Genomic DNA, 19,524 nt, shown 5'->3' with positions numbered 1-19,524 from the left:
CGGCCACCTCAGAGCGTGTGATTTTTTGGCAGCGTGCCAGGTAAATCTGTCCGAATGCCGGTGGCATGTGATTCTCTGGCGATGATGGATTGGCGGGAGGCGAAGATGGCTGCCGATGAATTGTTCGGTGATCTGCCGGCGCAATCGAAGCCTGAAGCCGACGCGGCGCCGCTCGGCGCGCCACGGCTGCGTGAGCCACAGCGCGACCAGATCGCGTTGCGAGCGGTGGATATCGAGAGCCTGATCGGGGAAGACCATCCGGTGCGCCTGATCTGGTCTTATGTCGAAGAGCTTGATCTGAGTGAGCTGGAGAACCGGATCAAGGCCAGGGGCGACCGCCCCGGTCACCCCGCGACCTCGCCGCGGCTTTTGCTGGCGCTGTGGCTCTCAGCCACCAGCGAGGGCGTCGGCAGCGCGCGAGCATTGGAGCGACTGTGCGAGAGCCACGATGCCTATCGTTGGCTGTGCGGCGGGGTGTCGGTGAACTATCACATGCTGGCGGACTTCCGGGTCGGTTGCGCCGACCTGCTGGACCGGCTGCTCAGCGAGCATCTGGCGGCGCTGGCGAAGGCTGGTCTCGTCAATCTGGCGACACTGGCGCAGGACGGGGTGCGGGTCCGGGCCAGCGCGGGAGCCGCCTCGTTCCGGCGCGAGGCGACACTCGAGCGGCATCTGGCCCTGGCTGAGACGGTGGTGGAAGACCTCAAGCGCGAAGTCGACGTGCGCTCTGACGCCAGCAATCAGCGCGCCCGGGCAGCCAAGGAGCGAGCCGCGGAGGAACGCAGCGCGCGCGTGAAAGCGGCGCAGGCGGCGCTTGCCGAGATCAAGCAGCAGCGCAAGGAACGCGAGAGCAAGCAAGGCAATGGCAAGACGCCGAAGGAGCCGCGCGCGTCGACGACGGACGCCGATGCACGGGTCATGAAGATGGCGGATGGCGGCTTCCGCCCAGCCTACAACGTGCAGGTGACGAGTGCGGCCGGCGAGCAGTTCGTCACTGACGTTAAGGTATGCAACACGGGGTCCGACCGCGGGCTGATGCGGCCCATGCTGGAGCGGCAGCGCACGCGCCCTGGCGGCCTGCCCAAAGACCATCTCGTCGATGGCGGCTTTGGCAGTGCGGAAGACATCGAGTGGGCGCATGCCGAGGGCATAGAGGTTTTTTGCCCGCCCACTCAATCCAAGCACGGCACCGACCCCTACCTGCCGCGACGCGGCGACGGCGCGGGGGTACTGGCTTGGCGTGCGCGGATGGCGAGCAAAGAGGGCAAGGCCCGGTACAAGCCCCGTTCGATATGCGAGTGCATCCATGCCCGCTGGCGCAACTGGAACCTACGGCAATTGACCGTGCGCGGGATCGAAAAGGTCCGCGCCGTCGTGCTCTGGTACGCCCTCACCAACAACATCCTGCAAGGCAACCGCCTCCGCAGCGCATAAACGAGAGCTCATCGACGAACTCAGACCCGCCATTTACCGCGACAAGAAACTCCACTCCGTTCCGAACAAGTAAAAGCGTCACAAGCTCTCAGGGTGACGGTTTGAGAGCGGTGTTGTGAGCGACAAGCCTCAATGAAAATCCCGCGACGGCGGCAGGATGCGAACGTTGCGGGGGTGGCGGATTTTTTGCGCAGGCGCATCCATGTGATCGCGGCGGTCGTCGTTGAGCGGCTCGATCAGGGCGGCGCCAGCCGGCACTGGATGCGTGCGGCTCAGCGCGTCGTTGGCCAGTCCAATCAGATCATGCGAGCGGTCGATCATGCGTTGCGCGATGAGATGCGTCACCTTCTCGGGGCTGCTCTGGATATAGCCTTCGACCAGGATCAGGCGCGCGCCCATCACCTCTTTGCGGTACTGCTCCATGATCTTGGGCCACACCACGACATTGGCGATGCCGGTTTCGTCCTCCAGCGTCATGAACACCACGCCGCTGGCGCTGCCCGGCCGCTGCCGGACCAGCACCACGCCGGCGCAGCGAACGCGACGGCGCTCGTTCTCATGGCTGACGTCCTTGCAGGCCACGATTCGTTCGCGCGAAAACATCTCGCGCAAAAATTCCATCGGGTGGCCTTTGAGTGAAAGCCGGATGGTCTGGTAATCCGCGACCACCTGCTCGGGGAGCGGCATCACCGGCAACGGCTTTGCATGCTCGTCCGGCTGCTCCCGTGCAGTCGCCGCTTCAAACAGCGGCAGCACCACGTCATCGGGCAGCCGCCGCACCTGCCACAGCGCCTCGCGGCGGTCGAGCCCGAGCGAATGGAAGGCGTCGGCATCCGCCAGCAGGATCAGCGCCCGCTTGGGGAGGCCGGTATCGCGAGCGAAGTCTTCGAGCGACGTGAAGGGACCGAGATTGCGGGCGTCGATGATGCGATCGACCCAGTCTTTCGGACTGACATACTCTTCGCCTCGTTGCTTTGCCTGCTCCTTTTTGAGGAACTCTTCATCTGGATCAAGCCAGTGGAAACCGTCGATCTGGCGGAAACCCAGGCGCACGGCGCAATATCTGTTGTCGGTGTTTTCCAACGTGTTCTGCGCAAAACTGTAGGAGACATCGATCTCGCGAACCTCGACACCGTTCTTGCGGGCATCGCTGACAATTTGCGCCGGGGCGTAAAAGCCCATCGGCTGCGAATTCAGCAGGCCGCAGCAGAAGGCATCGGGGTGGTAATGCTTCAGCCATGACGAGATGTAGACGAGCTGCGCAAAGCTCGCCGCATGACTCTCGGGAAAGCCGTAACTGCCAAAGCCCTTGATCTGCTCAAAACAGTTTCTGGCGAATTCCGGCGCATAGCCGCGCGCGATCATGTTGCCAATCATCTTGTCTTCGAACTTGCCGATGGTGCCGACATTGCGGAACGTCGCCATCGAACGGCGCAGCCCGTTGGCTTCTTCGGAAGTGAATTTTGCCGCCTCGATCGCGATCCGCATCGCCTGCTCCTGGAACAGGGGCACGCCTAACGTCTTGTGCAGCACCTTGTAGAGCTCGTCTGGCTTGCCATGATCGGGCGACGGCGCCGGATAGTTCTCCTTCTCGATCCCGTTCCGCCGCCGCAAATACGGATGCACCATATCGCCCTGGATCGGCCCGGGCCGCACGATCGCGACCTCAATAACGAGATCGTAGAAGGTCCGCGGCTTCAGGCGCGGCAGCATGTTCATCTGCGCGCGGCTCTCGACCTGGAATACGCCGAGCGACTCTCCATCACACAGCATGTCGTAAACTTTGGGATCGTCCTGCGGGACGCTTGCCAGAACCCAACGCCTGCCCTTGTGATCCGCGATCAGATCAAAACATTTGCGGATGCAGGTCAGCATACCCAGCGCGAGCACGTCGACCTTCATCATGTTGAGCGCGTCGACGTCGTCCTTGTCCCATTCGATGAAAGTGCGGTCCTCCATCGCGGCGTTGCCGATCGGCACATAGGTGTCGAGCCGGTCCTGGGTGAGCACATAGCCGCCGACATGCTGGGAGAGATGGCGCGGGAATTCGATCAGCTCGGTCGCGAGCTCGACCGCGAGGTTGATCATGGGATTTTGGGGATCGAGCCCGGCCTGCTTGACCTGCATGTCGTTGAGGCCCTTACCCCAATGTCCCCAGACGGTGTCGGCAAGCGCGGCGGTAACGTCCTCGGTCAGGCCAAGCGCCTTGCCGACATCGCGGATGGCGCTGCGCGGACGATAATGGATCACGGTGGCGATGATCGCGGCGCGGTGGCGGCCGTAGCGGCGATAGACATATTGCATCACCTCCTCGCGCCGCGAATGCTCGAAATCGACGTCGATGTCGGGCGGCTCGAGCCGCTCCTTGGAGATGAAGCGTTCGAACAGCAGATCAACCTTGGTCGGGTCGACCGAGGTGATGCCGAGCACATAGCAGACGGCTGAATTTGCAGCAGAGCCGCGGCCTTGGCACAGTATGTTCTCGCCGCGGGCGTAATGAACGATATCGTGCACTGTAAGGAAATAGTGTGCGTATTTTAGCTTTCTGATGAGCCGTAATTCCTTATGCAGAGTCTTTTTTGTTTTCGGCGCAATTCGGATTGGAAACTTTCTGTGAGCCCCTTGCCACGTTAAATCTTCTAAATGACGCTGCGCGGTCTTGCCCGGCGGAACCGGCTCGTCCGGATATTGGTATTTGAGCTGATCGAGCGAGAAGACGATCTTGTCCGCAAAACGCATGGTCTCCGCGATCGCCTCGGGAAAATCGCGGAACAGCCGCGACATTTCTCTAGGCGTCTTCAGAAAGCGCTCGGCATTGGCCTCCAGCTTTTTGCCGACCACCTCGATCGTGGTTTTTTCCCGGATGCAGGTCAACACGTCCTGAAGCGGGCGGCGGCCGGGGTCGTGATAGAGCACCTCATTGGTCGCGAGCAGCGGTACCTTTGCCGTCGCCGCGAGGTCATCGAGCCGCACGAGGCGGCGCCGATCGTCGCCGCGATAGATCAGGCTCGCCGCCAGCCACACGCCTTCGGCGCGGCTCGCTTTCAACTTGGCAAGAACATCCAACGCTTGCGCTTTTTCAAAGCGATGCGGCAACGTCAGTATCAGGAGTTGGCCTTCGGAAAACTCAAGGAGATCGGCGAAGGTGAGATGGCACTCGCCCTTCTCGATCCGCGTAATATCGTCGCCACGCTTGCCCCGCGTGAGGAGCTGGCAGAGCCGGCCATAGGCGGTGCGATCGTGCGGGTAGACCAAAATATCGGGCGTACCATCGATGAAGACGATACGCGTGCCGATAAGCAGCTTCGGCTTGTTCAGCACCTTCTCATGGTCGAGTTCCTTATAGGCGCGCACCACGCCGGCAAGGGTGTTGTGATCGGCAATGCCGATCGCGGAGATGCCGAGGATGCTCGCCTGATGCACATAGGCACGCGGATCCGAGCCGCCGCGCAGGAAGGAGAAATTCGTGGTGATGCCGATCTCGGCATAAGCGGGCGTATTCATGCGAAGAGACCATGCACGTACCAGCCAGGAGAAGCGGGCTTGCCATCGCCGTCGAACACTTCCCCCTCATAAAGACCGTCGCGAAAGATCCAGAAGCGCAGGCCCTCGGCATCCTCGATGCGAAAATAATCCCGCGTGAGCTGCCTGTCGTCCTGCCGCCACCATTCCATGGCGATGCGCTCGGGCCCCTCCACCCGCACCACCGCATGCAGCGCGCGCCGCCAGGTGAATTGATGCGGCGGGCCGTCGGGGACGGTTGCGAACGGCACCTTGATCGGCTCGGGCTTCTCGAACAGCCGCAGGGGGCGCAGCGGCGGCTCGCTCTCCATGCGTGCGGGCCATGTTGCATGCGTGGCGACAGCAAGATGATGCTGCGCTGATACGGCCAACACGGCATGCTCGGGCATATGAGTATCTTGCGGCAGGTGCACGACGACGCGTTTTCCGCCGATGCGCGCGGCGATGCGGTCGATCAGTGCGGCCAACTCGTCATTGTCGTGGACATGGGCGTCGAGATCGCGCTGCTCCTGCACCACGATCTCGGTGCGGCTCGCCGACAACCGCACCATGTCGAAGCCGAAGCCGGGATCGAGGGGATCGGCGAGCGCATCGAGACGCTCGCGGAACAGACGGTCGATGACGGCGCTTCGCGTCACCGGCCGTCCGGTCTCGACCATGATCGCGCGCACCACGCCGTCGGTGCGGAAGAAGGCGGCTTCTAACCGGCGCGCGCCCTTGCCCTGCTTCTCCATGGCGGCGATCAGCGTATCGGCGAGCCGCGACAGTGTCATCGCGATCATGATGTCGGTCGAGATCGGCTCGGGGAAACGTTTTTCCACGATGTAATCGGGCAGCGGCTTGCGCGGACTGATCGGCGCGTCGCCCTGCCCCAACGCATGCGCGAGCAGTGTCGAGAACCGTGCGCCGAACCGCGCCGTGATCTCGTGCGGCGCGCGTGACGCGACATCGCCGATGGTTTTCAGGCCGGCACGGCGCAGGCCGGTGGTAATGGCCTCGCCCGCGCCGAGCGCGGATACCGGGAGACGGTTGATCGCCTCTGCCTCCCCGCCATCGGCGACGATGGTGCCTGAAGCCTGCCGCGTCAGCGTGCGCGCGCAGACCGAGGTCCCGGCAATCGCCGCGCTGACGGCAAAGCCCTGACGCGCCAGCGCGCGAACCAGCGTCTGCAACAGCGCAGCCTCACCGCCGAACAGATGCGCGCAGCCGGTGATGTCCAGAAACAGTCCATGCGGCGGATCGAGCGCGACCAACGGCGTGAAGCGGTCGCACCAGTCGGCGATGTCGCTGAGCGTCTTTGCATCGGCCACGACATCGGCGTCGAACACTTTTAAATCCGGACACATCGCCCGGGCATTGGCCAAGGGCTGGCCTATATGCAGGCCCAAACGTGATGCCGCATCGTCGAGCGAATGGATCACCAGCGCGTTGTTGTCCTTGATGACGACGATATTTGGTTCATCCTGCACGCCGCTGCGCGCCGGGAAAAATCGCTGGATCCGATCGACGGGCAGGCGCGGCAGCCACAGGCTGAGGATACGCCGGCGATTCACTGAACTGGCACTCATCACATTTCCATTCCATGATCCACCGGCCACACGGGCCATGACGATTGCGCAGGAGTTCGGCATCGAAGCGCGGCGCACCCCAGGCACTCCACATCGCCCCCGGCGGTGAATGCGCCGCGCGCAGCATCCATCGTGTCTCTGCGGTCGAAGGCAGCGGCTGCGCGGCCATCCGCAGCAGCAGGCCGGTGACGCCGGAAGACTGCGCGGCCAACGTCAGCTTGCGGCTCGCCACGAGATCGAACTGCCTGGTCTCGCCCCAGAGCTCGAGCACGACGGCGCCGAGCGCATCGCAGGCGAGTGCGTCGGCCGAGGCGCGCAGCGCACTCTCCACGTCAGCCGCGCGTACCATCACCACGCGGCGCGGATCGAGGCCGAGTTCGGCGAGCCCGCTCATCGACAGCGCGCCGGTTTCAATGTCCGAAAAATCCTGCCGCACCCACAACAGCGGTTTGCGTGTCGTCACGCGGCCCGCAAGCCCGGTGACAAAGCCCGTCGCGGCAGCGCCCTGGCGCCCCTCGCAAAACACCTCGTGGATCGCCGCGCGCGCGAGCCCGCCCTTCAGCGCGCAGTCCACCTCGCTGTGGCCGAGCGCGACGCGATCGCGCTGATGCACGACCTCCGCCGCCTCGATGCGCTCGATCTGGCCGCGCAGGATCGCAAGCGCGCTTCCGCGTGCGCCGCTCATGCTCGCCGCTCCTTCAGGGATAGATGCCGTGGCTCTCAAAAAGAAACCAACGGCTGGCTCATTTGTTCATGATATGTTCTAATATAAAGCTAACGGCGTCCGAAGAGTCAATCGAATTGGCACTCAGTCGGATTCATGAGCTGAATCAAAGGGATTCTGAGATGGACGTACAGCGCAAGCTGGAGATTCTGGCGGACGCCGCCAAATACGATGCGTCCTGTGCCTCCAGCGGCACCGAAAAGCGGGATTCCAGCGACGGCAAGGGCATGGGCTCGACCGCGCCGGGCATGGGCATCTGCCATTCCTACGCGCCGGACGGACGCTGCATCTCGCTGCTCAAGGTGCTGCTGACCAACGCCTGCAATTACGATTGCCTCTATTGCGTCAACCGCGCCTCCTCCAACGTGCCGCGCGCCCGCTTCACCATCGACGAGGTGGTCAAGCTCACGCTCGACTTTTACCGGCGCAATTACATCGAGGGACTGTTTCTCTCATCCGGCATCATCCGCAGCCCTGATTACACCATGGAGCAGGTCGTCGGCGTCGCGCGAAAACTGCGCGAGGAATATTACTTCCGCGGCTACATACATCTCAAGACCATTCCCGAGGCCGACGACGCGCTGATCACGGAAGCCGGCAAATATGCCGATCGTCTCTCCATCAACATCGAAATGCCGGACGAGACGAGCCTGCAGCAATTCGCGCCCGAGAAGGACGTGCGCGCGATCCGCCGTACCATGGGCCGGCTGCGGCTGAAGCTGGACGAAGCGGAAGAAAGCCACCGCGCGAAAACGAAGACGAAGCCGCGGCGTTTCGCACCCGCTGGCCAAAGCACGCAGATGATCGTCGGCGCTGATGCTGCCTCCGATCACACCATCCTCCATACCAGCGCCAATCTCTACGGTTCATACCGGCTGAGGCGCGTCTATTACTCCGCCTTCAGCCCGATCCCCGATGCCAGCCGCGCCTTGCCCCTGCGCGCACCGCCCTTGCTGCGCGAGCACCGGCTCTATCAGGCCGACTGGCTGATGCGGTTCTACGGTTTTGACGTCGGCGAGATCGTCGACGACAGCGCGATGCTGCCGCTCGACATCGATCCCAAGCTCGCCTGGGCGCTACGCCATCGCGACCGCTTCCCGCTCGACATCAACCGCGCCAGCCGCGAGGAACTGTTGCGCGTGCCGGGCTTCGGCACCAAGGCGGTCGAGCGCATCATCGCGACGCGGCGCACGACCACGATCCGCGTCGCCGATCTCGCGCGGCTGCATGTGCCCCAGAAAAAGGCGCTGCCGTTCATCGTCCTCAGCGATCATCGCCCTCCGTCGCATCGGCTCGATGCTGCCGGGCTCATCGAGCGATTCAAGCCGAGGGCAACGCAATTGGGATTTGGCTTCTGATGCAGTACCTCACCCTCGACACCGAAACCGATTTCGACGGCTGGCGCAAAGCCGCACGTAGCCTCGTGCTTCATCATGTGAGGCCTGCCGATGTCACCTGGACCGTGCAAGGCGGCGAAGCGGAGTTGTTCGCGATGCCTGCGCCGTCTCCGATACTTGAGGTGAACGACGGCACCTTCAACGTGCCCGCAAAATTTGTCGAGTTCGCAAAAGCGGCAATCCTTCACCGCGACGGCGAGCGTTTCGCGATCCTCTATCGCCTGCTCTTCCGGCTGAAGGACAATCACGATCTCATCGAGGTCGCGACCGATTCCGACGTCGCGCAAATCACCGCCATGGCAAGAGCCGTCCATCGCGACGAGCACAAAATGCATGCCTTCGTGCGTTTCCGCGAGATCGGCCGGGAACGCGAAGCGCATTACGTCGCCTGGTTCGAGCCGGAACATCACATCGTCGAGCTCGCTGCGCCGTTCTTCGCCAAACGCTTTGCCGACATGCCCTGGTCGATCCTGACGCCGGATTTGTGCGCGCATTGGGATGGCCACGCACTCACGTTCACATCAGGCGTCAGCAAGGGCGAGGCCCCTGGCGAAGACCGGCTCGAGGAAACCTGGCGACGCTACTACGCCAGCATCTTCAATCCGGCGCGGCTCAAGGTGAAGGCGATGCAGACGGAGATGCCGAAAAAATATTGGAGGAACCTGCCTGAGGCTTCGATCATTAAACCCTTGATCGAGGACGCCGAGCGCATGACCGGCGCCATGATCGCTAAATCCGCGACCGATCCACACAAGCCTCAAAAGCGGCCGGAGGCTCTCATGACACGCAAAACCACAGCCGCCGACGATCTCGAAACACTCCGCGAGGAGGCCGCGCACTGCCGCGCCTGTCCGCTTTACAAGGACGCGACGCAGACCGTGTTCGGCGAAGGTCCGAAGGACGCCACCATCATGCTGGTCGGAGAGCAGCCCGGCGACAAGGAAGACCTCGCCGGCCATCCCTTCGTTGGCCCCGCCGGCCAGATGCTCGACCGTGCGCTGGAAGAGGCCGGCGTCGATCGCAAGAAGGTCTATGTCACCAATGCGGTGAAGCACTTCAAATTTGTGCCCCGCGGAAAAATCCGCCTGCACCAGAAGCCGGCAACGCCGGAGATCAAAGCATGCCGGCAGTGGTATGAGCGGGAAGTTACGGCAATCCAGCCCGATCTCATCGTGGCGATGGGCGCAACTGCCGCGCAAAGCGTGTTCGGCAAGATCACGCCGATCGGCAAGACCCGCGGCCGGCTGATCGACCTTCCCGACGGCCGCAAGGCGCTGGTGACGGTGCACCCCTCCTATTTGCTCCGGCTGCCCGACCCCGAGGCCAAGGTGCTGGAATATCAGCGCTTTGTCGAAGACCTGAAGATCGCTGCCGGTCAGCAGAAGAAATCCGCCCACGCCGCCTGACGCTCTCCGCAATGCGCGCAACAGGCGGTGGAAAAGTTGCCCCTTATCAATAGTTTTTCAACCATTTCAACTGGCTGTCACATGCCGCGCGCAAAATCGGAGGCATTGGGACAGGAGAATTCCGATGAGTGACGTTGCTTTACCCGGCTCCATTGAGCCGGCCTTGCGTAAGGGCCCCGACCTTGAAGGCGGATTCCATCCGCTGACTGGTATCATCTATATGGGGGTCATCGCCGCCGCACTGCTCTTCGTTGCCTACAGCATCTGGGTCGATGTCGATGCGGCTGGCGCGCAGGTCAAGAGCATCGCCCCCTTCCTCATGCTCTTCGTCGCGCTTTTGATCGCGCTCGGCTTCGAGTTCGTGAACGGCTTCCACGACACTGCCAATGCGGTCGCGACCGTCATCTACACGCGCTCGCTGCCCGCCAACATCGCCGTGGTGTGGTCCGGCTTGTTCAATCTGTTCGGCGTGCTGCTGTCCTCGGGCGCGGTGGCGTTCGGCATTGTCTCGTTGCTGCCGGTCGAGCTGATTCTTCAGGTCGGTTCCAGCGCCGGCTTCGCGATGGTGTTCGCGCTGTTGATCTCCGCCATCATCTGGAACGTCGGCACCTGGTATTTCGGCCTGCCGGCCTCGAGCTCGCACACGCTGATCGGCTCGATCATGGGCGTCGGCATCATGAATGCGCTCCTGCACGGCCGCAGCGGCACCTCGGGTGTCGACTGGTCTCAGGCCACCAACATCGGCAAGGCACTGCTGCTGTCGCCGCTGTTCGGCTTCGCGCTCGCCGCGATCCTGCTGTACATCCTGCGCAGCGCGCTGCTGCGCGCCACGCCCGCTCTGTTCGGCGAGCCGAAGGGCGACCAGCCGCCGCCGTGGTGGATCCGCGGCATCCTGATCCTCACCTGCACGCTGGTGAGCTTCTTCCACGGCTCCAATGACGGCCAGAAGGGCATGGGCCTGATCATGCTGATCCTGATCGGCACCGTGCCAACGGCCTATGCGCTCAACCGCGCGCTGCCGGCGACCGAGATCGAACATTTCGTCACGAACTCGGACGCGGCCAGCAAGATCATCGACGGCAAGGCGGCCGGTTACAACGTGCTCGGCAATCCGCGGCCCGCGGTGACCAGCTACGTCGCCACGCGCGAAGTCAACGGCGGCACCTTCCCGTCGCTCGCCGTGCTGGTGCGCGATATCGCCAAGCAGGTGACCACCTACGGCTCGCTCGCCAAGGTTCCGGCGGACGTCGTCGGCAACACCCGCAACGACATGTACCTCGCTTCGGAAGCGCTCCGCTTCCTGATGAAGGACAAGGAAGCCGAGCTCAACGCCGACGACGTCGCTGTGCTCAATGCCTATAAGGGCTCGCTCGACAGCGCCACGAAGTTCATCCCCGGTTGGGTGAAGATCGCGGTCGCCATCGCGCTTGGGCTGGGCACCATGGTCGGCTGGAAGCGCATCGTCGTCACGGTCGGCGAGAAGATCGGCAAGACGCACCTGACCTACGCGCAAGGCGCCTGCGCCGAGATCACGGCGGCTGCGACCATCGCCGCTGCCGACATCTACGGCCTGCCGGTGTCGACCACCCACGTGCTGTCGTCAGGCATCGCGGGCACGATGGCCGCCAACGGTTCGGGCCTGCAATGGTCCACGATCCGCAACATCGCCATGGCCTGGGTGCTGACCCTGCCGGCCGCGATGATCATCTCGGGCACGCTGTACTACTTCTTCTCTCACGTCTTCTGAGAGACCGCCGCTCACTGACGTCAAAGGGCCCGTGCGATGCACGGGCCCTTTTTCATTGCGCTCGGCCGTAAGGGCTTACGATGCCGCGAGCTGCCCCTCGACCAGCTTGACCCAGTAAGACGTGCCGAAGACGATCGCCTCGTCGTTGAAATTGTAGGCGGGGTGATGCAGGCCGGCGCTGTCGCCGTTGCCGCAGAAGATGAAGGCGCCCGGGCGCGCTTCCAGCATATAGGCGAAGTCCTCGCCGCCCATCAGCGGCGGCATCTCGTGGACATTGGCGTCGCCTGCGACCTGCTTGGCAATGCGCGTCGCCACCTCGGTCTCCGCAGCGTGGTTGTTCACCACCGGATAATTGCGCTTGTAGTGCAGGTCGATCTTCGCGCCGGTGATCTGCGCCACGCCCGCCACCACCTCGCGCACGCGCTTCTCGACGAGCTTGCGTACCTCCGGCGACAGCGTGCGGATCGTCCCCCTCAGCGTCGCAGTCTGCGGAATGACGTTGCGGGCGTTGCCGGCGTGGAACTCGCAGATCGAAATCACGGCCGATTCCAGCGGATCGATGCTGCGCGCGACGATCGACTGCAACGCGGTGATCAGCTGCGCGCCGACCAGCACGGAATCCACGCATTTGTGCGGCCGCGCGGCATGGCCGCCGAGGCCCTCGATCATGATGTCGACCTCGTCGGTGGCTGCCATGATCGGGCCCGGCCGGATCGCGAACGAGCCGATCGGAATGCCGGGGCCATTGTGCATGCCGTAGACCTGCTCGATGCCGAAGCGCTCCATCATGCCGTCCTTGACCATGGCCGCACCGCCGGCGCCGCCCTCCTCGGCGGGCTGGAAGATCACGACCGCATCGCCGGCGAAATTGCGGGTCTCGGCCAGGTAACGCGCAGCACCGAGCAGCATCGCGGTGTGGCCGTCATGGCCACAGGCGTGCATCTTGCCCGAATTCTTCGAGGCATAAGGCAGGTTGGTCTGCTCATCGATCGGCAGCGCGTCCATGTCGGCACGCAGGCCGATGGTCTTGAGGCCCTCCCCGGCAGGCTTGCTGCCCTTGATCACCGCGACCACGCCGGTCTGGCCAATGCCCGTCACGACCTCATCGCAGCCGAACTCGCGCAGGCGGTCCGCGACGAATGCTGCGGTGCGGTGGACGTCGTACAGCAGCTCGGGGTGCTGGTGGATGTCCCGTCGCCAGGCCTGGATGTCGGGTTGAAGGTCGGCGACGCGGTTCACGATGGGCATGGAGGATCTCAAGCTTTGTTGGGAATACAGGACTGTCTACCATGCAAGCGCCAGTCCACCCAACTGCCTCAGATCGGAGCCTAGCCCTGCCCGCCCGGCATGGCCGGACTTGTCCCGATCCGCCGCGTCTGCCTATTAGGACGGAACGTCAAGTGACCATCCGGGTGGAAGTAGAATGCCAAGACGGCTCGAAGGTGAGTATGACTACATTGTCGTCGGCGCCGGCACGGCGGGCTGCATCGTCGCCAACCGGCTCTCGGCCGATCCCAAGAACCGGGTGCTGATCCTGGAGGCCGGCGGCGACGACAACTGGATCTGGTTCCATATCCCCGTCGGCTATCTCTTCGCGATCGGCAATCCGCGCTCGGACTGGATGTTCAAGACCGAGGCCGAGCCGGGGCTGAACGGCCGCGCACTCGCCTATCCCCGCGGCAAGGTGATCGGCGGCTCATCGGCGATCAACGCCATGATCTCGATGCGCGGACAGGCCGCCGACTATGATCATTGGCGCCAGCTCGGCATGACCGGCTGGGGCTATGACGACGTGCTGCCGCTGTTCAAGCGGCTCGAAGATCACTTCCTGGGCGCGAGCGAGCATCACGGCACAGGCGGCGGCTGGCGCATCGAGGCGCCGCGGCTATCGTGGGACGTTCTCGATGCGGTCGGCGACGCCGCCGAGGAGATGGGCATCAAGCGCATTCCGGATTTCAACACCGGCGACAACGAAGGCACGAGCTATTTCCACGTCAACCAGAAGCGCGGCCGGCGCTGGTCGTCGGCGCGCGGGTTTCTCAAGCCCGCGCTGAACCGTCCCAACCTGCGGCTCGAGAAGAACGTGCTGGTCGACCGCCTCATCATCGAGCAGGGCCGCGCCGTCGGCGTGCGCTTCATCCAGAACGGCGAGATCATCGAGGCGCGCGCCAGCCGCGAGGTAGTCCTCTCGGCAGGCTCCATCGGCTCGGTGCAGGTGCTGCATCGCTCCGGAATCGGGCCAGCGGACTGGTTGTCGCCGCTCGGCATCGACATCGTAATGGACAAGCCCGGCATCGGCCGCAATCTCCAGGACCATCTCCAGCAGCGCGCGATCTACAGGGTCGAGGGCGTGCGCACATTGAACGAGACCTATTACAATCTGTTCCGTCGTGGCCTGATGGGGCTCGATTACGCCTTCCGCCGCCGCGGTCCCTTGACGATGGCGCCATCGCAGCTCGGCATCTTCACCCGCTCCGATGCGACACGCGCGCGCGCCAACATCCAGTTCCACGTGCAGCCGCTGTCGCTCGACAAATTCGGCGATCCCCTGCATCGCTTCCCCGCGATCACCGTTAGCGCCTGCAATCTCCAGCCGACCTCGCGCGGCACCGTGCGCCTGCGCGGAACGACACCAGACGAGAAGCCGATCATCGCGCCGAATTACCTCTCGACCGATGATGACCGCCAGGTCGGCGCCGACGCCATCCGCACCACGCGCCGGCTGATGCAGCAGAAGGCGCTGGCAAAATATCGCCCGAGCGAATATCTGCCCGGTCCCACTGTCGGCGATGACGATGCCTCGCTCGCGAAGGCCGCCGGCGACATCGGCACCACCATCTTCCATCCCGTCGGCACGGCGAAGATGGGAGCGGCGAACGATCCGATGGCGGTGGTCGACGAACGCTTGCGCTTCTACGGCCTCAGCGGCCTGCGCATCGTCGACGCCTCGATCATGCCGACGATCACGTCAGGCAACACCAACACGCCGACCGCGATGATCGCCGAGAAAGGCGCGGCGATGATCCTGGAGGATGCGAAAGTGAATGCGTAGCCCGGCCCCGCGCTGCGCTCCATCCAGGCCAGCACGCATCAACGCTCAACTCATGATCAGTCAGCACCGATTTTCGATCGGACCCGGGCGGTCCGGGAATTTTCGGAGTTGAAGCCCGTTCATCTATGTGCCCCGGACGCAGTACGTAGCCCGGATGGAGCGAAGCGCAATCCGGGGATGGCCGGGCGCTCGATCCCGGATTTCGCTGCGCTCCATCCGGGCTACGATTCTTCCTCACGAAAACGTCATCGCCTCCCGCGAATAAACCTGCCCCTCCCCCAATCACCTCCCAGACGGCCCAATTCCGGGCCAAAGGAGATGTGCGATGAGCGGACACGATCACGGCGAAGACGGCGTCAGCCGCCGCAAGGTGCTGGAATGCATGACCTGGGCCGGCACCGGGGTGCTCTGGACCGTCACGGGCGGCGTGCCGCGCTCGCTCGGCATCATCGATTCCGCGCAAGCCGCGACCGCGGCCACGCCCGGCATGACCTTCCTCCAGATCAGCGACAGCCATGTCGGTTTCGACAAGCCGGCCAATCCCAATGCGCTGGGCACGCTGGAGGAAGCCATCAACAAGATCAACGCAATGCCGGTCAAGCCGTCGTTCATGATCCACACCGGCGACATCACCCATCTGTCCAAGGCCGCCGAGTTCGACAATGCCGATCGCATCATCTCGCAGAGCAAGCTCGACGTGCACTACGTGCCTGGCGAGCATGATTTCCTCGACGAAGAGGTGAAGTTCTATCGCGAGCGCTACGGTCGCGGCACCAAGGGCCAGGGCTGGTACTCCTTCGACGCCGGCGGCGTGCATTTCATCGGCCTCGTCAACGTCGTCGACCTCAAGGGCGGCGGTCTCGGCAATCTCGGCGCCGAGCAGCTTGCCTGGCTCGAGGACGATCTCCGCGGCAAGTCGAAATCCACTCCAGTCGTGCTGTTCGCCCATATCCCGCTCTGGACCGTCTATCCGGAATGGGGCTGGGGCACCGAGGACGGCGGCCGCGCGCTCGAATCCGTCAAGGGCTTTGGCTCGGTCACCGTGCTGAACGGCCACATCCACCAGGTGATGCAGAAGGTCGAAGGCAACGTCACCTTCCACACCGCACGCTCGACCGCTTTCCCGCAACCGGCGCCGGGGACCGCCCCCTCGCCGGGACCGATGAAGGTCGAGGACGCAAAACTCCGCTCGATGCTCGGGGTCGCCAGCGTCAACTTCAAGCAGAACGAGCAGCGGCTCGCCATCATCGACACGCCGCTTCAGGGCTGAACGGAAGCTGACAATGAAGACACTCAATCGCCGCGACTTCAGTATCGACCTCGGTCTTTCTTTGGCCGCGGCCATCCTGCTGCCCGTCACAAACGCCCGTGCCGACGACAACCTGGAGGTACACATCGACAATTTCGTCTTCCAGCCGCCGGAACTCAAGATCAAGCTCGGCACGACGGTGACCTGGACCAACCGGGACGACATTCCCCATACCGTGGTGTCGGCCGGCAAGTTCAGGTCCAAGACCCTGGATACGGACGACAAATTCACGTTCACCTTCACCAATGCGGGCGACTACAAGTATTTTTGTTCACTGCACCCGCACATGACCGGGATGATCAAGGTTGAGTAACATCTCCAACCAAGGCATCTCTGTCTTGCCCGGCCGGTGGTCCCACGCCGGCCGGGCTCGCGTGCCTTTGGTCAGGCCCAAAGACGAAGCCAAGAACGAGACGAAGCACGAGACGACGTACCAAACGCAGCAAGAGGCAAAGCGAGAGGCGATGCCCGTCAGCGACGATTTTCAGAAGGCGCAGCGCTTCCGTGAGGCGGCGTTGCCCTATCTCGACGACGTCTACACGCTCGCACGCTATTTGCTGCGCGACGCCTCCGATGCCGAGGACGCGGTGCAGGAATGCTATCTGCGTGCGTTGAAGCATTTTGACAGCTATCGCGGTCCGGCGATGAAGCCGTGGCTGTTCGCGATCCTGCGCAACGTTTGCAACGCCGAATACGCAAGGCGCGCGCATTCACACGCCGGAATCGAGGACACACCCGGCGCGGCCGACCAGACGCCGATGTGGCAGGAGACCGAGGCGAGCCCGGAAACCGAGGTGCTGCGCAGCCGCGACGCCGGCGCCATTCGCAAGTTGATCGACGCGCTCGCCGAGCCGTTCAAGGAAACCTTCGTGCTGCGGGAGATCAACAACCTGTCCTATCGTGAAATTGCCGAAGCCGTCGGCGCCCCCGTCGGTACCGTGATGTCCCGCCTCGCACGCGCCCGCGCCATGCTGCGCGCGGCCTGGACGGCGGAAGAGGAGCACTCGAAATGACCTGCGACGAAGCAAAGATCCTGCTTCACGCGCTGCTCGACAACGAGCTCGATGCCGGCCATGCGCGCGAGGTCGAGGCCCATATCGCAAGCTGCCCGGCCTGCGCGGCCGAGCTTGCCGCGCAACGCGAGATGCAGCGCGTGCTTGCCGATACCAAGCTGCGCTATACCGCGCCGGCCGGCTTGCGTTCCCGTATCGAAGCGTCGCTGCCGCAACCGCAGCGCCAGCCGAGCCGCCGCTCCGTGCTGCGCGGCTTTGCGATGGGCTCGGCGGTCTCGGCACTCGCCGCCTCCGGAGTCGTCGCCGTCGTGCTGCGCCAGGACGACCAGCAACGCATTCTCTCGGAGGTCGTTTCCGCCCATCTGCGCTCGCTCCAGGCCGGCCACCTCATCGACGTGGTCTCGACCGATCAGCATACGGTCAAACCGTGGTTCAACGGCAAGCTCGACGTTGCGCCACCGGTGATCGATCTCACCGCGCAAGGCTTTACCCTCGTCGGCGGCCGGCTCGACTATATCGACGCACGCGCCATCGGCGCGGTCGTCTACAAGCGTCGGCAGCACGTGGTCAACCTGTTCGTGTCGCAGACCTCGAGCACCGAGCATCGTCCGCCCAAGACCCAGACCATGCAGGGCTTCAACTGCCGCCGCTGGGGCGAGCGCGGCCTGAACTTCTGGGCCGTCAGCGATATCGGCAACGACGAGCTCACCGAATTCGTCGACAAGTTCGAGGCGGCGATGAAGGCGAATGTGGAGGGGTAGCGGCGCGACATCGACGCGCGACATTGATGAAACGCAATGCTCCCACATGGTCGTCCTGGCGAAAGCCAGGACCCATTACCACGAAGCGAAGTTATCGCGTGGTACTGGCCCTGAATTCTATTGAGAGATCACGCGATATGGGTCCTGGCTTTCGCCAGGACGACAGCTGACGGCGATCCGCCTACGCCGACCTTCTCACCGCGTTGTCCACCAGCGTCTTGCCGAGCGACCAGATCGCACCGGGGACCTTGTGGCTGCCGGCGATGACGTCGTCGAAGGCGCGCTCGATCCAGTTGCAGTCTTCTTCGGTGATGGTGAGCGGCGGCAGCAGCTTGATGGTGTGGCTGCCGTGGCCGGCGACTTGCGTGAGGATCTTGTGGTCCTTGAACAGCGGCACGGTGATGAGCTGGCAAAACAGACCCTTGTTGGCAGCTTCCAGCACGTTCCAGGAGGCCCGGAGCCGCAGCGATTTTGGCGGACCGAACTCGATGCCGATCATAAGGCCCTTGCCACGCACTTCCTTCAGCAGCTCGTAGCCGGGCACCATGCGCGTCAGCGCAAGGCGAAGCTCGGCGCCGCGCTTGGCGGCGGACTCGATCAGCTTCTCGGACTCCATGACATCGAGCGTGGCAATGCCCGCGGCCATCGCCAGATCGTTCTTGGAGAAGGTCGAACCGTGCACCACTGCGCGGTCCATCTGGTTGAAGATCTTGTCGAAGATGCTCTTGCGCGTCAGCACGGCACCGACCGGCACATGGCCGCCCGACAGCGACTTCGACAGCAGCACCATGTCGGGCTCGACGTTCCAGTGCTCGACCGCGAGGAAGCGGCCGGTGCGGCCCATGCCGGTCTGGATCTCGTCGGCGACGAACAGCGTGCCGTATTTCTTGCAGAGCGCGGCCGCACCCGGCAGGAACTCGTCGGAGGGCATGTTGACGCCCTTGCCCTGGATCGGTTCGACGACGAAGGCCGCGACCTCGCGCGAGGCCAGCGCTTTTTCGAGCGCGGCGAGATCGTTGAACGGGACCGAGGTACAGCCGGGCAGCAGAGGCTCGAAGCCGGTGCGGAAGTTCGAATCACCCGTCAGCGACAGCGCGCCATAGGTCAGGCCATGGTAGCCGTGGGCGCAATAGACGATGCCCGGGCGGCCGGTGGCGCCGCGCGCGAACTTGATCGCCGCCTCGACGCATTCGGCGCCGGAATTGGCGAAGAACACCTTGTCGAGATAGGGAACATATTTCAGAAGCCGCTCGGCGAGCACGCCGGCGAGGACCGAGACGTCGAACTGGACCAGATTGGGCAGATCGGCATCGAGCACGCTTTTCAGCGCCTCGCGCATCACCGGATGATTGCGCCCGATCGCAAACACGCCAAAACCGGACAAAAGGTCGAGATAGCGCGCATCATCGCGATCGTAGAGGTACTGCCCCTGCCCCTTCTGGAAGCCGACATCATAGCCGATGGTCTTGAGAACCCGGACGAACTGCTCGTTCAGGTACCGATTATGCAGGGCGCTGCGCTGGGCCTGACGGTCCGCGAATAGCTGAGACATGTCTGGATTTGGACTGTTCATCCGCTACATACTTCGGTT

Annotated in this window: 14 protein-coding genes; 9 read left to right on the top strand and 5 right to left on the bottom strand. The window is 63.6% G+C overall.

All coding sequences use genetic code 11. The features are described 5' to 3' along the window. Positions 1–105: 105 nt before the first annotated feature. Entirely contained in the window at positions 106–1,434 is a 1,329-nt protein-coding gene (locus UB31_RS05990; RefSeq protein WP_045010194.1) for an IS1182-like element ISBrsp9 family transposase, read from the top strand. Positions 1,435–1,563: 129 nt separating this feature from the next. On the opposite strand, the gene UB31_RS05985 is transcribed toward UB31_RS05990, so the two are convergent. The 3 genes from UB31_RS05985 to UB31_RS05975 are packed head-to-tail and all read right to left on the bottom strand — an operon-like array spanning position 1,564 to position 7,209. Then, a complete protein-coding gene (locus UB31_RS05985) occupies positions 1,564–4,938 on the bottom strand; it encodes an error-prone DNA polymerase (protein ID WP_045010175.1) in 3,375 nt (1,124 codons plus the stop codon). Next, a complete protein-coding gene (locus UB31_RS05980; RefSeq protein WP_045010174.1) occupies positions 4,935–6,524 on the bottom strand; it encodes a Y-family DNA polymerase in 1,590 nt (529 codons plus the stop codon). Before UB31_RS05980 ends, UB31_RS05985 begins: the two co-directional genes overlap by 4 nt. Continuing rightward, the gene (locus UB31_RS05975) at positions 6,415–7,209 is read right to left on the bottom strand and encodes an ImuA family protein (RefSeq protein ID WP_045010173.1); all 795 of its coding nucleotides are present in this window, start codon (positions 7,207–7,209) and stop codon (positions 6,415–6,417) included. The genes UB31_RS05980 and UB31_RS05975 overlap by 110 nt, the downstream gene beginning before the upstream one ends. A gap of 161 nt (positions 7,210–7,370) precedes the next feature. Here UB31_RS05975 and UB31_RS05970 point away from each other — a divergent pair, with 161 nt between their 5' ends. The 3 genes from UB31_RS05970 (at position 7,371) to UB31_RS05960 (ending at position 11,798) form a co-directional block, all read left to right on the top strand. Next, positions 7,371–8,606, top strand: coding sequence for a putative DNA modification/repair radical SAM protein (locus tag UB31_RS05970; protein WP_045006510.1), 1,236 nt, complete (start codon positions 7,371–7,373; stop codon positions 8,604–8,606). Further along, entirely contained in the window at positions 8,606–10,051 is a 1,446-nt protein-coding gene (locus tag UB31_RS05965; protein ID WP_045010172.1) for a UdgX family uracil-DNA binding protein, read from the top strand. Before UB31_RS05970 ends, UB31_RS05965 begins: the two co-directional genes overlap by 1 nt. Before the next feature lie 124 nt (positions 10,052–10,175). Continuing rightward, a complete protein-coding gene (locus UB31_RS05960; protein ID WP_045010171.1) occupies positions 10,176–11,798 on the top strand; it encodes an inorganic phosphate transporter in 1,623 nt (540 codons plus the stop codon). Positions 11,799–11,873: 75 nt separating this feature from the next. Here UB31_RS05960 and UB31_RS05955 read toward each other — a convergent pair whose 3' ends face one another. After that, positions 11,874–13,046: a M20 aminoacylase family protein gene (locus tag UB31_RS05955; RefSeq protein ID WP_045010170.1), complete on the bottom strand. Its 1,173-nt coding sequence runs from the start codon at positions 13,044–13,046 to the stop codon at positions 11,874–11,876. 175 nt (positions 13,047–13,221) lie between these two features. On the opposite strand from UB31_RS05955, the gene UB31_RS05950 reads away from it, so the two are divergent. From UB31_RS05950 to UB31_RS05930, 5 genes are all read left to right on the top strand, one after another. Further along, positions 13,222–14,850 carry a GMC family oxidoreductase gene (locus tag UB31_RS05950; RefSeq protein WP_045010169.1) on the top strand — a complete coding sequence of 543 codons (1,629 nt, stop codon included), beginning with the start codon at positions 13,222–13,224 and terminating at the stop codon, positions 14,848–14,850. Between the two features lie 325 nt (positions 14,851–15,175). After that, positions 15,176–16,120 carry a metallophosphoesterase family protein gene (locus tag UB31_RS05945; protein WP_045006516.1) on the top strand — a complete coding sequence of 315 codons (945 nt, stop codon included), beginning with the start codon at positions 15,176–15,178 and terminating at the stop codon, positions 16,118–16,120. Positions 16,121–16,133: 13 nt separating this feature from the next. After that, positions 16,134–16,472 (top strand): cupredoxin domain-containing protein, encoded by a 339-nt coding sequence (locus UB31_RS05940; protein ID WP_045006517.1) that lies wholly within the window; start codon positions 16,134–16,136, stop codon positions 16,470–16,472. A 151-nt stretch (positions 16,473–16,623) separates the two neighbouring features. Beyond that, positions 16,624–17,172: a sigma-70 family RNA polymerase sigma factor gene (locus UB31_RS05935; protein WP_045006518.1), complete on the top strand. Its 549-nt coding sequence runs from the start codon at positions 16,624–16,626 to the stop codon at positions 17,170–17,172. Continuing rightward, positions 17,169–17,933 (top strand): anti-sigma factor family protein, encoded by a 765-nt coding sequence (locus UB31_RS05930; RefSeq protein WP_045010168.1) that lies wholly within the window; start codon positions 17,169–17,171, stop codon positions 17,931–17,933. The genes UB31_RS05935 and UB31_RS05930 overlap by 4 nt, the downstream gene beginning before the upstream one ends. A 181-nt stretch (positions 17,934–18,114) precedes the next feature. Here UB31_RS05930 and hpnO read toward each other — a convergent pair whose 3' ends face one another. Further along, the gene (gene hpnO / locus UB31_RS05925) at positions 18,115–19,506 is read right to left on the bottom strand and encodes an aminobacteriohopanetriol synthase HpnO (RefSeq protein ID WP_045006520.1); all 1,392 of its coding nucleotides are present in this window, start codon (positions 19,504–19,506) and stop codon (positions 18,115–18,117) included. Between the last annotated feature and the right edge of the window lie 18 nt (positions 19,507–19,524).

The organism is Bradyrhizobium sp. LTSP849 (assembly GCF_000938255.1).
Taxonomy (GTDB): domain Bacteria; phylum Pseudomonadota; class Alphaproteobacteria; order Rhizobiales; family Xanthobacteraceae; genus Bradyrhizobium.
The sequence above is the reverse complement of the archived record's forward strand: the minus strand, read 5'-3'. Positions and strand labels throughout refer to the sequence as shown.

Excerpts from the sequence above, each read along its gene's own strand:
- UB31_RS05990 (WP_045010194.1), top strand. The coding sequence starts at position 106 with ATGGCTGCCGATGAATTGTTCGGTGATCTGCCGGCGCAATCGAAGCCT.
- UB31_RS05985 (WP_045010175.1), bottom strand. The coding sequence starts at position 4,938 with ATGAATACGCCCGCTTATGCCGAGATCGGCATCACCACGAATTTCTCC.
- UB31_RS05980 (WP_045010174.1), bottom strand. The coding sequence starts at position 6,524 with ATGAGTGCCAGTTCAGTGAATCGCCGGCGTATCCTCAGCCTGTGGCTG.
- UB31_RS05975 (WP_045010173.1), bottom strand. The coding sequence starts at position 7,209 with ATGAGCGGCGCACGCGGAAGCGCGCTTGCGATCCTGCGCGGCCAGATC.
- UB31_RS05970 (WP_045006510.1), top strand. The coding sequence starts at position 7,371 with ATGGACGTACAGCGCAAGCTGGAGATTCTGGCGGACGCCGCCAAATAC.
- UB31_RS05965 (WP_045010172.1), top strand. The coding sequence starts at position 8,606 with ATGCAGTACCTCACCCTCGACACCGAAACCGATTTCGACGGCTGGCGC.
- UB31_RS05960 (WP_045010171.1), top strand. The coding sequence starts at position 10,176 with ATGAGTGACGTTGCTTTACCCGGCTCCATTGAGCCGGCCTTGCGTAAG.
- UB31_RS05955 (WP_045010170.1), bottom strand. The coding sequence starts at position 13,046 with ATGCCCATCGTGAACCGCGTCGCCGACCTTCAACCCGACATCCAGGCC.
- UB31_RS05950 (WP_045010169.1), top strand. The coding sequence starts at position 13,222 with ATGCCAAGACGGCTCGAAGGTGAGTATGACTACATTGTCGTCGGCGCC.
- UB31_RS05945 (WP_045006516.1), top strand. The coding sequence starts at position 15,176 with ATGAGCGGACACGATCACGGCGAAGACGGCGTCAGCCGCCGCAAGGTG.
- UB31_RS05940 (WP_045006517.1), top strand. The coding sequence starts at position 16,134 with ATGAAGACACTCAATCGCCGCGACTTCAGTATCGACCTCGGTCTTTCT.
- UB31_RS05935 (WP_045006518.1), top strand. The coding sequence starts at position 16,624 with ATGCCCGTCAGCGACGATTTTCAGAAGGCGCAGCGCTTCCGTGAGGCG.
- UB31_RS05930 (WP_045010168.1), top strand. The coding sequence starts at position 17,169 with ATGACCTGCGACGAAGCAAAGATCCTGCTTCACGCGCTGCTCGACAAC.
- hpnO (WP_045006520.1), bottom strand. The coding sequence starts at position 19,506 with ATGAACAGTCCAAATCCAGACATGTCTCAGCTATTCGCGGACCGTCAG.